Source organism: Bradyrhizobium sp. C-145 (assembly GCF_023375135.1).
In the GTDB taxonomy this organism is placed as follows: domain Bacteria; phylum Pseudomonadota; class Alphaproteobacteria; order Rhizobiales; family Xanthobacteraceae; genus Bradyrhizobium; species Bradyrhizobium zhanjiangense.
Window position 1 is genome coordinate 8,515,071 of sequence record NZ_CP088150.1, and the last position, 14,528, is coordinate 8,529,598.

At 65.0% G+C, this 14,528-nt stretch carries 12 protein-coding genes; 7 read left to right on the forward strand and 5 right to left on the reverse strand.

The features are described from left to right. The first annotated feature begins 32 nt into the window (after positions 1-32). On the forward strand, positions 33-971 hold the full coding sequence (locus tag LRP30_RS40035) for an AEC family transporter (protein WP_249758352.1): 939 nt from the start codon (positions 33-35) through the stop codon (positions 969-971). Positions 972-983: 12 nt separating this feature from the next. On the opposite strand, the gene LRP30_RS40040 is transcribed toward LRP30_RS40035, so the two are convergent. Beyond that, on the reverse strand, positions 984-1,268 hold the full coding sequence (locus LRP30_RS40040; RefSeq protein WP_128936797.1) for a hypothetical protein: 285 nt from the start codon (positions 1,266-1,268) through the stop codon (positions 984-986). A gap of 189 nt (positions 1,269-1,457) precedes the next feature. Between LRP30_RS40040 and LRP30_RS40045 the strand changes: the two genes are divergently transcribed. From LRP30_RS40045 to LRP30_RS40060, 4 genes are all read left to right on the forward strand, one after another. Next, a complete protein-coding gene (locus LRP30_RS40045) occupies positions 1,458-1,778 on the forward strand; it encodes a hypothetical protein (protein ID WP_128956889.1) in 321 nt (106 codons plus the stop codon). 225 nt (positions 1,779-2,003) lie between these two features. Further along, on the forward strand, positions 2,004-2,729 hold the full coding sequence (locus tag LRP30_RS40050; RefSeq protein WP_128936799.1) for an outer membrane protein: 726 nt from the start codon (positions 2,004-2,006) through the stop codon (positions 2,727-2,729). 163 nt (positions 2,730-2,892) lie between these two features. Further along, the gene (locus LRP30_RS40055; RefSeq protein WP_249758353.1) at positions 2,893-5,034 is read left to right on the forward strand and encodes a HAMP domain-containing methyl-accepting chemotaxis protein; all 2,142 of its coding nucleotides are present in this window, start codon (positions 2,893-2,895) and stop codon (positions 5,032-5,034) included. A gap of 288 nt (positions 5,035-5,322) precedes the next feature. Continuing rightward, positions 5,323-6,384 (forward strand): MBL fold metallo-hydrolase, encoded by a 1,062-nt coding sequence (locus LRP30_RS40060; protein WP_249758354.1) that lies wholly within the window; start codon positions 5,323-5,325, stop codon positions 6,382-6,384. A 167-nt stretch (positions 6,385-6,551) separates the two neighbouring features. Here LRP30_RS40060 and aroQ read toward each other — a convergent pair whose 3' ends face one another. Then, a complete protein-coding gene (gene aroQ / locus LRP30_RS40065) occupies positions 6,552-6,983 on the reverse strand; it encodes a type II 3-dehydroquinate dehydratase (RefSeq protein ID WP_249758355.1) in 432 nt (143 codons plus the stop codon). 336 nt (positions 6,984-7,319) lie between these two features. Here aroQ and hemA point away from each other — a divergent pair, with 336 nt between their 5' ends. Next, the gene (gene hemA, locus LRP30_RS40070) at positions 7,320-8,549 is read left to right on the forward strand and encodes a 5-aminolevulinate synthase (RefSeq protein WP_249758356.1); all 1,230 of its coding nucleotides are present in this window, start codon (positions 7,320-7,322) and stop codon (positions 8,547-8,549) included. Between the two features lie 314 nt (positions 8,550-8,863). Further along, positions 8,864-12,373: a hybrid sensor histidine kinase/response regulator gene (locus LRP30_RS40075; protein ID WP_249758357.1), complete on the forward strand. Its 3,510-nt coding sequence runs from the start codon at positions 8,864-8,866 to the stop codon at positions 12,371-12,373. A 36-nt stretch (positions 12,374-12,409) separates the two neighbouring features. Here the strand turns inward: LRP30_RS40075 and LRP30_RS40080 are convergent, their stop codons facing one another. The 3 genes from LRP30_RS40080 to LRP30_RS40090 form a co-directional block, all read right to left on the reverse strand. Next, complete coding sequence (locus LRP30_RS40080) at positions 12,410-12,973, reverse strand: cytochrome P460 family protein (protein ID WP_249758358.1); 564 nt, start codon at positions 12,971-12,973, stop codon at positions 12,410-12,412. Between the two features lie 72 nt (positions 12,974-13,045). Beyond that, complete coding sequence (locus LRP30_RS40085) at positions 13,046-14,074, reverse strand: alpha/beta hydrolase (RefSeq protein ID WP_249758359.1); 1,029 nt, start codon at positions 14,072-14,074, stop codon at positions 13,046-13,048. Positions 14,075-14,107: 33 nt separating this feature from the next. Next, the gene (locus tag LRP30_RS40090) at positions 14,108-14,527 is read right to left on the reverse strand and encodes an organic hydroperoxide resistance protein (RefSeq protein ID WP_128956894.1); all 420 of its coding nucleotides are present in this window, start codon (positions 14,525-14,527) and stop codon (positions 14,108-14,110) included. Between the last annotated feature and the right edge of the window lies 1 nt (position 14,528).

The following is a 14,528-nucleotide window of genomic DNA, read 5'->3' on the forward strand; positions in this document are numbered from 1 at the left end:
TCGTCGCCGTTTGGCCATGAGGGGGAAGTCGGATGGAGGTCGCCAGCCTCGTTCTTCCCGTATTCGCGATCATCGTCACCGGCTGGCTCGCCGGCGAGCTCGGCTACCTCTCCCGCTCGCTTGCCGATGCCCTGGTGCACTTTGCCTACAACGTGGCGATGCCGGCGCTGCTGATCGTCACGACCGCGCAGGAGCCCGCGCGCAATCTGCTGGAATGGCGGTTCCTGCTCGCATTCGGCGGCGGCTCGCTGATCTGCTTCGCGCTGGTGTTCCTGGCGGTTCGCGCGGTTGGCAAACACGATCTGGCCAGCAGTACCATCCATGGGATGGCGGCGGCGATGACCAACACCGGGTTCGTCGCGCTGCCGATCCTGCACGCAATTTACGGCCAGCCCGCCGTCCTGCCCGCCGCGGTGGCGACAGTGTTCGTGGCCGCCGTGATGTTTCCGATCACGGTCATCCTGCTGGAAGGACGCGACCCGCACAGGTCCGCGCATCCCACGGGACTGGCAAAGCAGATCCTGCTCAATCCGATGGTGCTGTCGACGCTCATCGGGCTGGTGTGGGCGATCACGGGCTTGCCGATTCCGGCGCCGGTCGCGACCTATCTGAACATGATTGCTGCCGCGCTCACGCCCTGCGCGCTGTTTGCCATCGGACTTGGCTTGTCCGTCGAGGGCCTGCGATCCAACCTGAAGGCATCGTTTGCGCTCGCGGCGATGAAGCTGGTGGTCATGCCTCTGATCGTCTACGGGCTCTGCGTGATCTTGGGCCTCGATCCTCTCTACACGATCGCGGCCGTCGTCTGCGCGGCCGTACCGACGGCGAAAACCGTGTACGTCCTCGCGCACGAGCACAAGGTCGAGGAGAAGCTGGTTGCGGCCACAGTCTCGATCACGACGATGCTGTCGGTCGCAACGTTACTGGTCGCGCTCTACCTGCTCTCCGGCCTCGCGACGGGCCCACGCTGATCGGCCATCGGTCTATCTGGTGGTGTTGCTCCACGTCGGCACCGAATTGGTCACGCCGACCGACGGCCAATTGTACGATCCGATCGACGGCGCCGTGACGGTGCCGACCGTCTGTCCGGATGACCCGTAGGACGCCCTCGGCTGCGCTGCCGGCGCTCCGGCACCGCCATAGGTCGGCGCCACCACACCGGTGCTGTAATGCCGGCTCGACCGAACCTTCTTCGCTTCAGCCGCGAAAGGCGCGGCAAGCAGTCCGGTCGTGACGAGCGCGGCTATGGCGAATTTGATGCTTGTCATGACTGTTCCTTTCGCCCCGTACGCGCCCCGGTATGCCAACTGTTCATTCATCGGAAAATTTCCATAGGTTCTCCGTTCATAACTCCGTGCGCACTTGAAGGTGCCGCAGCGCGTGCGCCCGCCGCCTTCGGATGGACCCGAATCAGCGTTAGTTCATTGCTTTCATTGACTTCCCTGGACGCAAGCAGCATGACCGGCGCCGAACTGAAGCAACTCCGCAACGACCTCTCCGACGCGCTCGAGCGCAAGCTCACTGCGGCCGACATGGCCAGGCTGTGCGGATTGCCGGAGAAGGGCGGCGCCGACACCATCCGGCGCTGGGAAGTCAGCGGCCCGACACCATCGGCGACCAAGGTGCTGCGCGTGCTCGCGATGGCGAGCGAGCGCTATCCGATCCTTGAGAAGTTCGACATCTTCGATCGTCACGACGTGCGCGAGGAAGACCGGCCGGCAAAGCGCGCAGCCTTTCGCGCGCAGATGCGCGACGAGGCGCGGCGGCGTCTTGGTTAACAAGAGGCGCGCGCAAGTTACCTGCGAGGCGCGAAGTTAAGCCTTCCTTCAGCATTTCTTAAGCCGGCATTAAGCACGAAAATCATTTGCAGCCCAATAAGTTAGGCTGGGCGCCGCTGTGCCACGCATGTGACAGCATTTTCGTCAAAAGCAAGCTATCTGCAAAACCAACGACGGCGCGGAATGCGCGCCTGCCGGGGACCTTACGTGTTGGAGTTCAAGACGATGAAGAAGATTTTGTTTGCGACCGTTGCGCTGCTCGTGATGGGCATGGCCGCGCCGGCCGTCGGTGCCGATCTCGGCAATCGCAACTATTACAAGGCGCCCGCGCCTGCCTATGTCGCGCCGATCTACAACTGGACCGGCTTTTACATCGGTGGCCATGTCGGCGGCGCGTTCTCCAGCGACAACAATTTCAACGGCCTCTCCACGGGCAACAATGGCAACGGCCGTTTCCTCGGCGGCGTGCAGGTCGGTGCGGACTGGCAGCTCAACCCGAACTTCGTGGTCGGCGTCGAGGGCCAGTATTCCTGGCTTTCCGGCAGCGTCGGCGCGGTGTTCCCGGGCGGCATCGCCTACACCAACGACCAGCGCGGGCTTGGCTCGATCACCGGCCGTGTCGGCTACACCTGGGGTCCGGGCCTCCTCTACGTGAAGGGCGGCTATGCCTATTCGGACAACAACGAGAAGGTGACGGTCGGCGGCGTGCCGACCGGCTTCGTCATCGATGGCGATCATCGCAACGGCTATACCGTCGGCGCCGGCCTCGAATACATGTTCGCACCGAACTGGTCGGCCAAGGCCGAGTACCAGTACTACAACTTCGGCGACGCGCACTTCACCGCGGGCCCGCTGGTCGGCACCGGCAATTTCACCACCGACGATCACACCTTCAAGGCGGGCGTCAACTATCGCTTCAACTGGGCCAGCCCGGCCGTCGCGCGCTACTAAGCGGTTAGCAAAACCTTATCATCACGAAGGGCCGGCGATGTTGCCGGCCCTTCTTTTTTCGCTCTGCGGAACGCACGCAACCGATTGCACAAATTGCGATTTTTTAACCGGCGTGCCCGATACTCCCGGCCACAAAACAGAAGCAAGGCGTGGGGGAATTTCGATGGCGATCCGTCTCAGTCTCGGCCGGTTCAGGCCGCGTTTCAAACTGCCGAAATGGGGCGTGCGCGGCAGCCTGTTCGCGGCCTTCGCAGTGATCGCCGGCATGGGCCTCGTGATCTCGGCCGGCGCCGGCCTGGTGCTGCAGAATCTCGGCGGGCGCATGACCGAACTGAGCGGGCGGGACATTCCGCGCCTTGCTGCGAGCCTGCAATTGTCGGCATTGAGCGCGAGCCTTGCGGCACAGGGACCTGCCCTGCTTGCGGCTCAAACCGAGGACGCCCTGAACGAGCGCACCAAGAAGCTGAAGGAATTGCAGGAGCAGACGCAGCAGAAACTCAACGAGATCATCGAGCTCGGCGCTGACAAGACAGTCGTCTCCGGACTCAGCGAGACCATCAAGAGCATCAACGAGGCGGCCCAGAGTCTGGCCAAGGCCGCCCGCGAGCGGCTGGATATCGCCGCCCTCCATGACAAGCAATATGACGCCCTGCGCAGCGCGCAGAGCGCGTTCGTCGGCGCGGCCAGTCCCGCCATGCTGAACGCCCAGACCCAGGTCAACGCCATTCTCGGGTCAGCCAACCTTTCCGCCGAAGATGCCACCGAAGCCGCGCAGACCGTCGGGCAGCTCGGCAACGTCGTTGCCAGTGGCAATCTCGCAGCCGCCGACATGAGCGCGGCGCTGTCGGCGAACACGGCCGACAAGCTCGACGACATCCAGAAGGAATTCAAGACGGCGCAGGGACGCCTGCGGTCCAACCTCGATTTGTTGCCGAACAATCAGGGCACCAAGATGCTGCGCGAGACGGCGGAAAAGCTGCTCGCGCTCGGCACCGGCAAGACCGGCGTATTCAATTTGCGTGAGAAGGAGCTCGACTCCGTCGACTACGGCCAGACCATCCTGGACGAGACGCGCAAGCTCAATGTCGGCCTCGGCATCAGCGTGCAGCAGCTCGTCGACGGCGTACAGAAGGAGACCAACGCATCGACCTTCCAGGCCCGCCAGGACATCTCGCTCGCGACCATCGCGATGCTGGCTTTGGGCGCTATGATGCTTGTCGGCTCGGCGCTGTTCGTCTGGCTCTATGTCGGCCGCAACATCCTGCGCCGCATCAGCGACCTGCAGCGCGCCATGCAGCTACTGTCGGCCGGCGATCTCGACACCGAGATCGCACGCGCGAAGCACAATGACGAGATCGGTGCGATGACCGACACGCTTCACGTGTTCCGCGACAGCATGATCGAAGCCCGGGTGCTCGCCAGCGAGCAGGACAAGGATCGTGTCGCGAAAGCCGAGCGTGCGGCGCGCATGGAAGCGAAGATCGCCGAGTTCGAAAGCACGGTGCGCTCCGCGCTCGACAATCTCGCGCAATCGGCCAATTCGATGCAATCGACCGCGCAGAGCATGTCGAACACCGCGGACCAGTCCAACGCGCTGGTGAACGCGGTCGCCTCCGCCGCGGAGGAAACCTCGGTCAACGTGCAGACCGTCTCGGCCGGCACCGAGCAGCTGTCATCCTCGATCGCCGAGATTAGCCGCCAGGTGGTCACCTCTGCGGAAATCGCCAAGAAGGCGGTCGACGAGGCCGGCGCCACCGACACGACCGTGCAGAGCCTCGCCGACAGCGCGAGCCGCATCAGCGTCGTCGTCGATTTGATCCAGACCATCGCCTCGCAGACCAACCTGCTCGCCCTCAACGCCACCATCGAGGCGGCACGCGCGGGCGAGGCCGGCCGCGGTTTCGCAGTGGTCGCCTCCGAGGTGAAGAGCCTCGCGAGCCAGACCGCCAGGGCGACCGAGGAGATCCGCACCCAGATCGCCAGCATGCAGGAGATCACGACCTCGGCAGTCGGCGCCATCCAGGGCATCGGCCGGATCATCGGCGAGATCAACGACGTCACCACGACGATTGCGGCAGCCGTCGAGCAACAGGGCGCCGCCACCCGCGAGATCGCCCGCAACATCCAGCACGCTGCCGGCGGCACCAGCGAGGTCTCCAGCAACATCGTCGGCGTTTCCACGGCATCCGCCGAGGCCGGCGCTGCGGCGAGCGAAGTGCTGGGCGCCTCCGACGCACTGCGCCGCGAGGCCGACATGCTGCGCGGGGAGATCGACGCGTTCCTCAACAACATGCGGGCGGCGTAAGACGCCGGCCACATCGGGGCTGCACTCCCTCTCCCGCTTGCGGGAGAGGGTTGGGGTGAGGGTGCCTCCGCAATGGGACAGTTCGCAGCGCACTGGGAATGTCCCGCGAGGAAAGAGCCCCACCCGGCGCTTCGCGCCGACCTCCCCCGCAAGCGGGAGAGGTAACCGAGCTCGGGGCGCGACTGTCCCACATCACGGAAAAACACCGCCGGTATGACGGCCATGCGGCGGCCGCCAGGCATCCTTTTTCGGCTGGCGCCCCGCGCGCGGCGGGGTTAAGCCGGTAGCATGAACTCGAAAACCGACATCGCGCACTCCTCGGCCGAGGCTCTGCGTTACCCCTGGGAACAGCATCCCGGCCCCGAAGAAGTGGTCGAGGTGCGGCCCGGTGTGCTGTGGGCGCGGCTGAAGCTGCCGTTTCGCCTCAACCACGTGAATATCTACCTGCTCGCCGATGGCGACGGCTATGCGATGATCGATGCCGGTTTCGGCAACGAGGAGACGGTCGAGGCCTGGACAAAACTGTTCGACGGGCCGCTGAAGGGCGTCAACATCACGCGCCTGATCGTCACCCACTCGCACCCCGATCATGTAGGTCTCGCCGGGTGGATCGTCGAACGGTTCAACTGCCCGCTGGTGATGTCGCAGGTCGAATATCTGCAATCGGTCTATCACCAGAACCGCGGCACCGAGGAGCGGCGCGAGGCGCAGCGGCTGTTCTTCCGCCGCCATGGCATGGACGAATCGCTCACCGAAAAACTGCTCGGCCGCGGCCAGGATTATCTCAAGCGCGTCTCGGTGCTGCCGCCGTCCTACCGCCGCATCTCCCACGGCGACGATGTCGTGATCGGTTCGCGCCGCTTCAAGGTGATCACCGGCGGCGGCCACGCGCTCGACCAGGTGATGCTGTATTGTGCCGACGACAAGCTGTTCCTCTCCGCCGACCAGGTGCTGAGCAAGATCTCGCCGAATGTCAGCGTCTGGGCGGTCGAGCCCGACCAGAACTCGCTCGGCGAATATCTGGCCTCGCTCGCCAGCCTCACCACGACGCTTCCCTACGACGTGCTGGTGTTGCCTGGCCACGGCGTGCCGTTCTACGGGCTCAAGACCCGCATCAAGCAGCTCGCCGATCACCACGAGGAGCGCTGCCGCCTGATCGCGGAGGCCTGCCGCGAGATACCGCAGACTTCGCGCGCCTTGGTGCCGGTCGTGTTCAACAAGCATGTGCTGGACGAGCACCAGATGGGCTTTGCCGCCGGCGAACTGGTCGCCCATGTCAACTACATGATCGTCGAGGGCCGGCTGACGGCGGAGACGCAGGACGGCGTATTGCGGTTCAGGACGACGTGAGTTTTTCGCCTCTCCCGCCTGCGGGGAGAGGCCGACACGCGAAGCGTGGCGGGTGCGGGGAAGTCTCCGCGAGTCCCGACTCTCACCGTGATTGCGGAGCGGCCCCTCACCCACCCTCTCCTCGTAAGAACGGGGCGAGGGAGCAGACCGTCGCCGCAGCAACAAACTCACTTCATATTCGCGATCGCGTGCAGCGCCGCGATATAGCCGTATGGGCCCAACCCGCAGATCACGCCGGTCGCCACGAAGGAGATCCTCGAGTGGCGGTGATATTCATCGCGGGCGTGGATGTTGGAGATGTGGACTTCCAGCACCGGGCCTTCGAATATCTTGATCGCGTCCATGATCGCCACCGAGGTGAAGGAAAAGCCGGCGGGATTGACAATGATAGCCTCGGCATCCTGCCGCGCCGATTGAATCCAATCGACGAGCACGCCCTCATGGTTGGACTGGTGAAAGGTCAACTTGAGCCCGAGCTCTGCGGCGGCTGCCTCGCAGCTCGCGTTGATCTGCGCCAGCGTCGTCGTGCCGTAGATGTGCGGCTCGCGCACGCCGAGCAGGTTCAGGTTGGGACCGTTGAGGATCATCACACGTTTCATCGGGGCGTCCTTTCGCATGAGCTGTCGGCACGACCGACCCGCGCCCTGCCTCGGGACGAGGCTATGGGCGTCGGCGCGACCGACTCTTCAATCATGGACGGAGCGCGCGTCATGGACAAAATGTCCATGGCAGCCCCTGCCCTCCCCCGGTGCCGGTCCCGGCCGGCGGGCCTGTGCTAGGCGGTTGATCCAAATCAACAATCGCCGCCGGACCGGCGTTATCAATTGGCACGCTCGCCTTGCCGCAAATGTGCGCAGGCGCATGGACATCGGAGCTGGAAAAGCTCTAAAAATTGGACGGCCGCCTTGGGCCGAGTTCCGCTGCAGGTCTTGCCGATGGATTACAACGAGTTCTTCAGTTCCGCCCTCGACCGTCTCCACACCGAGCGACGCTACCGCGTGTTCGCCGATCTCGAGCGCACGGCCGGCCGGTTCCCGCACGCGGTCTGGCACTCGCCCAAGGGCAAGCGCGACGTCGTGATCTGGTGCTCCAACGATTATCTCGGCATGGGCCAGCACCCGAAGGTGGTCGGCGCCATGGTCGAGACCGCAACCCGCGTCGGCACCGGTGCCGGCGGCACCCGCAACATCGCCGGCACGCATCATCCGCTGGTGCAGCTCGAGGCCGAGCTCGCCGATCTCCACGGCAAGGAAGCCGCGCTGCTGTTCACCTCGGGCTATGTCTCGAACCAGACCGGCATCCCGACCATCGCAAAGCTCATTCCGAACTGCCTCATTCTGTCGGACGAGCTCAACCACAATTCGATGATCGAGGGCATCCGCCATTCCGGCTGCGAGCGGGTCGTGTTCCGCCACAACGATCTGGCGCATCTCGAGGAGCTGTTGAAGGCGGCCGACCCGAATCGGCCGAAGCTGATTGTCTGCGAGAGCCTCTATTCCATGGACGGCGACGTCGCCCCGCTCGCCAAGATCTGCGATCTCGCCGAGAAATACGGCGCGATGACCTATGTCGACGAGGTCCACGCGGTCGGCATGTACGGCCCGCGCGGCGGCGGCATCGCCGAGCGTGACGGCGTCATGCATCGCATCGACGTTCTGGAAGGCACCCTGGCGAAAGCCTTCGGCTGCCTCGGCGGCTACATCGCCGCCAACGGCCAGATCATCGACGCCGTGCGCTCCTATGCGCCGGGCTTCATTTTCACCACCGCGCTGCCGCCGGCGATCTGCTCGGCCGCAACCGCCGCGATCAAGCATCTGAAGACTTCGAACTGGGAGCGCGAGCGCCACCAGGACCGCGCCGCCCGCGTCAAGGCGATCCTCCATGCCGCCGGCCTGCCGGTGATGTCGAGCGACACCCATATCGTGCCGCTGTTCGTCGGCGATCCCGAGAAGTGCAAGCAGGCCTCGGACCTGCTGCTCGAGCAGCACGGTATCTACATCCAGCCGATCAACTATCCGACCGTCGCCAAGGGCTCCGAACGGCTGCGCATCACGCCCTCGCCCTATCACGATGACGGCCTGATCGATCAGCTGGCCGAGGCTCTGCTGCAAGTGTGGGATCGTCTCGGCCTGCCGCTGCGCCAGAAGTCACTGGCGGCGGAGTAGGCGCTCCTTTCACCCTCCCCTGGAGGGGAGCGCACATTGAGCGCAGCGAAATGTGAGACGGGGTGGGGTGACGGTCTCTCCACCTCGAACGCTGCCCGTGTGGAAAGATCACCCCACCCCGCTCGCGCTGCGCGCGATCGACCCTCCCCCTCCAGGGGAGGGTGAGGGCCGGCCGCTGGCGCTAAGGCTTAACGACAACCCCAGTTCCCGGCCCCACCGGGCATTTCGCTGTCGCATGCGACCTTTCAACGCGCTAGATTTGCAGGGAAAATGAGATCGGGCGCTGCCAGCGCCCAGGGAGAAGCGCGCTCGCCATGCTGCACGACTGGGGCGTGATCGCCGCCGCCTTCGGCTACATCGGCTTTCTGTTCCTGGTGGCGAGCCACGGCGACCGCCGTTCGCCGGCCGGGCCTGGCCGCGCCTCTGGGCTGATCTACCCGCTATCGCTGGCGATCTACTGCACCTCCTGGACCTTCTTCGGCTCGGTTGGCTTCGCCACCCGCACCTCGACCGACTTCCTGGCGATCTATCTCGGTCCGATCCTGATGATCGGGCTCGGCGCCGGTGTGCTCCGGCGCGTGATCCAGCTCGCCAAAGCCCACAACATCACCTCGATCGCCGATTTCATCGGCGCGCGCTATGGCAAGAGCCAGGCGGTGGCAGCCACCGTGGCGCTGATCGCCATCATCGGCTCGGTGCCCTATATCGCGCTCCAGCTCAAGGCGGTGGCCTCCTCGCTCGGCACGATCCTAAGCGAAGACCAGGCCTTCTCCCACATCCCGATCCTCGGCGACATGGCGCTGATGGTGACGCTGGCGATGGCGGCCTTCGCAGTGCTGTTCGGCACCCGCCATACCGACGCCACCGAGCACCAGCACGGCCTGATGCTGGCGGTTGCGACCGAGTCCATCGTCAAGCTGGTCGCCTTCCTCGCCGCCGGCATCTTCGTGACCTTCTGGATGTTCTCGCCGCAGGAGCTGATCGAGCGCGCCATGAAGACGCCGGAGGCGGTGCGCGCCATCAACTACTCGCCGTCGATCGGCAACTTCCTGACCATGACGCTGCTGTCGCTGTGCGCGATCATGATGCTGCCGCGCCAGTTCCACGTCAGCGTCGTGGAAAATTCGTCGGACGCCGAGGTCGGCCGCGCGCGCTGGCTGTTCCCGCTCTATCTCGTCGCCATCAATCTGTTCGTGATCCCGATCGCGCTGGCCGGCCTCGTCAGCTTCCCGTTCGGCACGGCCGACCCCGATATGTACGTGCTGGCCCTGCCGATCGAGGGCGGCGCGAATCTGCTCAGCGTCGCCGTCTTCGTCGGCGGACTGTCGGCGGCGACCGCCATGGTGATCGTCGAATGCGTCGCGCTCTCCATCATGGTCTCGAACGACCTCGTGGTGCCCTTGGTGCTGCAACGACGGCCGGAGGGGCGCACCGGCGGCGCCGATTTCAGCGATTTCCTGCTGCGCTCGCGGCGGCTTGCGATCTTTGCCATCATGGTGATGGCCTATTTCTACTATCGCGCGCTCGGCAACACCCAGCTCGCAGCGATCGGCCTGTTGTCGTTTGCCGCCATCGCCCAGCTTGCACCAAGCTTCTTCGGCGGGCTGCTGTGGCGGCGGGCGACGGCGCGCGGCGCGATCGGCGGGATGCTGGTCGGCTTCGTGGTGTGGCTCTACACGCTGTTCATTCCGAGCTTCATGGATACCTCGACGACGGGCATCCTGCTGCTCCAGCACGGACCGTTCGGAATCGAGGCGCTGCGGCCACAGGCGCTGTTCGGCGCCGATCTGCCGCCGCTGATGCACGGCGTCATCTGGTCGCTGTCGCTCAACATTCTCACCTACGTACTCCTCTCGCTGGCGCGCCGACCGTCTTCGATCGAGCTGGTGCAGGCCGACCTGTTTGTCCCCAACACGCTCGCGCCGATCTCCCCGAGCTTCCGCCGCTGGCGCACCACCGTCACCGTGCAGGACATCCAGACCACGGTGGCGCAATATCTCGGGCCCGACCGCGCCCGCCATTCGTTCGAGGCCTTCTCGGCGCGGCGCAATGTCCGGCTGGAGTCCGGGGCGCCCGCCGATTTCGAGCTGTTGCAGCACGCAGAGCACCTGATCGCGTCCTCGATCGGAGCCGCATCCTCGCGCCTCGTGATGTCGCTGCTCCTGCGCAAGCGGACGGTCTCGGCGAAGGCCGCGCTAAAGCTGCTCGACGATTCCCATGCGGCGCTGCATTTCAACCGCGAGATCCTCCAGACCGCGCTCAACCATGTCCGCCAGGGCATCGCAGTGTTCGATGCCGATCTGCAACTGATCTGCTCCAACCGGCAGTTCGGCGATCTGCTCAACGTCCCCCCGCATTTCATCCAGTTCGGTACGCCCTTGCGTGAAATCCTGGAATTCATGGGCGTGAGCGATCCGCCCGAGCCGGGCGACCGCGAGGCGATGATCGAACAGCGGCTTGTCGCCTACACCACCGACAGCGAGCCCTATCTCGAACGCCTGCCGGAGCGCCACATGGTGATCGAGGTGCTCACCAACCGCATGCCCGGCGGCGGTTTCGTCATCACCTTCACCGACGTCACGCCCACCTTCGAGGCGGCAGAAGCGCTGGAGCGTGCCAATGCGACGCTGGAAAAGCGCGTCCGCGACCGCACCGAGGAATTGACGCGGCTGAACTCGGAGCTGGCGCTGGCCAAGAGCGCGGCGGAGGATGCCAGCATCTCCAAGACGCGCTTCCTCGCTGCCGCCAGCCACGACATTCTGCAGCCGTTGAATGCGGCGCGGCTCTACATCACCAGCCTTGTCGAGCGCCAGCACAATGGCGAGGAGACCCGGCTGGTCGAGAACATCGACGAGTCGCTCCAGGCCATCGAGGAAATCCTCGGTGCGCTGCTCGACATCTCCAGGCTCGACGCCGGCGCGATGACGACCTCGATCTCGAGCTTCAAGATGGCCGATTTGATGCGCTCGCTGGAGATCGAGTTCGCGCCGATCGCGCGCGCCAAGGGCCTTGAGCTCGCCTTCGTGCCCTGCTCGCTGCCCGTCGAGTCGGACCGGCTCCTGCTGCGGCGCCTGCTCCAGAACCTGATCTCCAACGCAATCAAGTATACCCCGCGCGGCCGCGTGCTGGTCGGCTGCCGCCGCCACGGCGCCTCGCTCAAGATCTGCGTCTACGACACCGGCGTCGGCATCCCGTCGGTCAAGCGCGCCGAGATCTTCAAGGAATTCCACCGCCTGGAGCAGGGCGCTCGAATCGCGCGTGGCCTCGGGCTGGGGCTCTCGATCGTCGAGCGGCTGGCGCGCGTGCTCAAGCACGGCATCGCCATCGACGGCAATGCAAGCGGCGGCTCGGTATTCTCCGTGACGGTGCCGACGGCGAAGGCGATCACCCACACCGCGGCCGTGACCAGCGCGACGCCGCTGGCGCGCACGCCGATCTCGGGCGCGCTGATCGTCTGCATCGAGAACGATGCTGCGATCCTCGACGGCATGCGCACGCTGTTGAAGGCCTGGGACGCCGAGGTGATTGCGGTCGCCGACCCCGAGGGCGCGATCGCCGCGATCGAGGCCGCCGGACGACGCGTCACCGGCCTGCTCGTCGACTATCATCTCGACCGCGGCAACGGCATCGCCGCCATCCGCGACATCCGCCGCCGCTTCGGCGACGGCATCCCCGCCATCCTGATCACGGCCGATCGCAGCCCCGCCGTGCAAATAGCTGCGCGCGACGAGAAGATCGCCGTGCTCAACAAGCCGGTGAAGCCAGCCTCGCTCCGCGCCCTGCTCGGCCAGTGGCGCACGCAGCAGATGGTGGCGGCGGAGTGAAGCAGCCTTACTGATGAAGGCCAGCGGGTCCTCTTGCTAGGGTGCCAGCCGCGTGAAGACGTAATCGCGTCCTTTGGCGCGCGCTTCATGGCAGGCGAAGCAGGTGCGATGCTGGGCCGCGTCGACCGGCTTGCCGTCGATGAAACGGCCAAACCCCCAGCCGCCGGTGGCGGCGTATTTTTTGGAGTCCTTGACCATCACCTGGACCGTGGTGGCAGCGCCGGGAATCGTCGCGGACGCAAACTCGGGGGACTGTTTGCGCTTCCAGGCGCGCTTGACCAGAATGGTGCCGTCCGGGAACGGAAGCTTTCCGGCCTGATAGGCGTCGATTGCGGTCTGGTTGCCGACCACGGCGCGAAGCTCGTCGAGCGGCGCCGCCTCCTCGGCCGGCGCGATCAGCTCCCACTGCTTGTAGCCGGGCGGAATCGTGACGCCGAAGATCGGCGAGGCGTCCGCCGCGCTGCGTTCCACCGGCCCTTCCGCGGAGGCAATCGTGACGAGATACGGCACGCAGGTCAGGAGCACGACGAGGACGACCACGGTGAGCACGATCATCGTGGCGTAGGGAGACTTCTTCTTTTCAGGTTCGGATGGCGTCATGAAGTTTCATCAAGCTGGGTTCGACGGGCGATCCTCGGTCCAGCCCGGCTGGACCGAGATGCTGACAGATGCTCAGGCGCCATCGGCGTCGATGACGGCCTTGGCAAAGGCTTGCGGTGCTTCCTGCGGCAAATTGTGGCCGATGCCGCCGGTGATCAGGCGAAACTCGTATCGGCCTGAGAACTTCTTGGCATAGGCGCTCGGGTCGGGATGCGGCGCGCCGTTGGCGTCGCCTTCCATCGTGATCGTCGGCACGTCGATGATGGGAGCTGCCGCGAGCTTCTTTTCGAGATGCTCGAATTTGGCCTCGCCCTGGGCAAGCCCGAGCCGCCAGCGGTAATTGTGGATCGTGATCGCGACATGATCCTTGTTGTCGAGCGCCGCCGCGCTTCGATCGAAGGTGGCGTCGTCGAACTTCCACTGCGGCGAGGCGAGCTTCCAGATCAGCCTGGCGAAATCGTGCGTGTACTTCTCGTATCCGGCGCGGCCGCGCTCGGTCGCGAAATAAAACTGATACCACCATTGCAGCTCGGCCTGCGGCGGCAATGGTGCGTTGCCCGCGGCCTGGCTGGAGATCAGATAGCCGCTGACCGATACCAGCGCGCGGCAGCGGTCCGGCCACAGCGCGGCGATGATGTCTGCGGTGCGCGCGCCCCAGTCGAAGCCAGCGACAACGGCCTTCTTGATATCGAGCTTGTCCATCAGCGCGATGATGTCCGCGGCCATTGCCGCCGGCTCGCCGTTGCGCGGCGTCTCGCTGGAGAGGAAATGCGTCGTGCCATAGCCGCGCAGATAAGGAATGATCACGCGATAACCGGCCTTTGCCAGGATCGGCGCGACATCGACGAAGGCGTGAATGTCGTAGGGCCAGCCGTGCAGCAGGATCGCCACGGGACCGTTCGAGGGACCCGCCTCCGCATAGCCGACGCTGAGAACGCCGGCATCGATCTGCTTGATCGTGCCGAAGGACGCATTCGATGCGGAGGATCGTGGCGCTTCCGTCTCGGCGCGGGCGAGGTCGATCACGCCGAGACCAATGGCAACGGTTCCCGCAGCGACGCCAAAGAACTTGCGGCGATGCTGGTCGATGATCTGCTTCATGGTGGTGCTCCCTTTGGGGTAGATGATGGTGCGTCAGATCAGCGCGACCGTGACGTCGATGTTGCCGCGGACCGCTTTGGAATAGGGGCAGGTTTGATGCGCTTCATCGATGATGCCGCGCGCGATCTCGCGATCGAGACCCGGCAGACTGACATTGAGGCGCGCCCTCAGCGAGTACGCGCCCTCGTCGAGCACGAGATCGATCTCCGCATCGATCGCGCACTTCCTGGGAAGATCCATCTTGCGCTTGCGCGCGGCGATCTCCATCGCGCCTTCGAAACAGGCCGACCAGCCGGCCGCGAACAATTGCTCGGGATTGGTGCCGATGCCTGCACTGCCCGGCGGCGACAGCTTGACGTCGAGGCGACCGTCGGAACTGCGCGATATGCCGTCGTGTCGACCGCCGCTGGTGTGTGTCTTGGCCGTGTAAAGCAATTTTGCCGCTTGCGTCATG

Coding starts and splice junctions, on each gene's coding strand:
- LRP30_RS40035 (WP_249758352.1), top strand. CDS start 33: ATGGAGGTCGCCAGCCTCGTTCTTCCCGTATTCGCGATCATCGTCACC.
- LRP30_RS40040 (WP_128936797.1), bottom strand. CDS start 1,268: ATGACAAGCATCAAATTCGCCATAGCCGCGCTCGTCACGACCGGACTG.
- LRP30_RS40045 (WP_128956889.1), top strand. CDS start 1,458: ATGACCGGCGCCGAACTGAAGCAACTCCGCAACGACCTCTCCGACGCG.
- LRP30_RS40050 (WP_128936799.1), top strand. CDS start 2,004: ATGAAGAAGATTTTGTTTGCGACCGTTGCGCTGCTCGTGATGGGCATG.
- LRP30_RS40055 (WP_249758353.1), top strand. CDS start 2,893: ATGGCGATCCGTCTCAGTCTCGGCCGGTTCAGGCCGCGTTTCAAACTG.
- LRP30_RS40060 (WP_249758354.1), top strand. CDS start 5,323: ATGAACTCGAAAACCGACATCGCGCACTCCTCGGCCGAGGCTCTGCGT.
- aroQ (WP_249758355.1), bottom strand. CDS start 6,983: ATGAAACGTGTGATGATCCTCAACGGTCCCAACCTGAACCTGCTCGGC.
- hemA (WP_249758356.1), top strand. CDS start 7,320: ATGGATTACAACGAGTTCTTCAGTTCCGCCCTCGACCGTCTCCACACC.
- LRP30_RS40075 (WP_249758357.1), top strand. CDS start 8,864: ATGCTGCACGACTGGGGCGTGATCGCCGCCGCCTTCGGCTACATCGGC.
- LRP30_RS40080 (WP_249758358.1), bottom strand. CDS start 12,973: ATGACGCCATCCGAACCTGAAAAGAAGAAGTCTCCCTACGCCACGATG.
- LRP30_RS40085 (WP_249758359.1), bottom strand. CDS start 14,074: ATGAAGCAGATCATCGACCAGCATCGCCGCAAGTTCTTTGGCGTCGCT.
- LRP30_RS40090 (WP_128956894.1), bottom strand. CDS start 14,527: ATGACGCAAGCGGCAAAATTGCTTTACACGGCCAAGACACACACCAGC.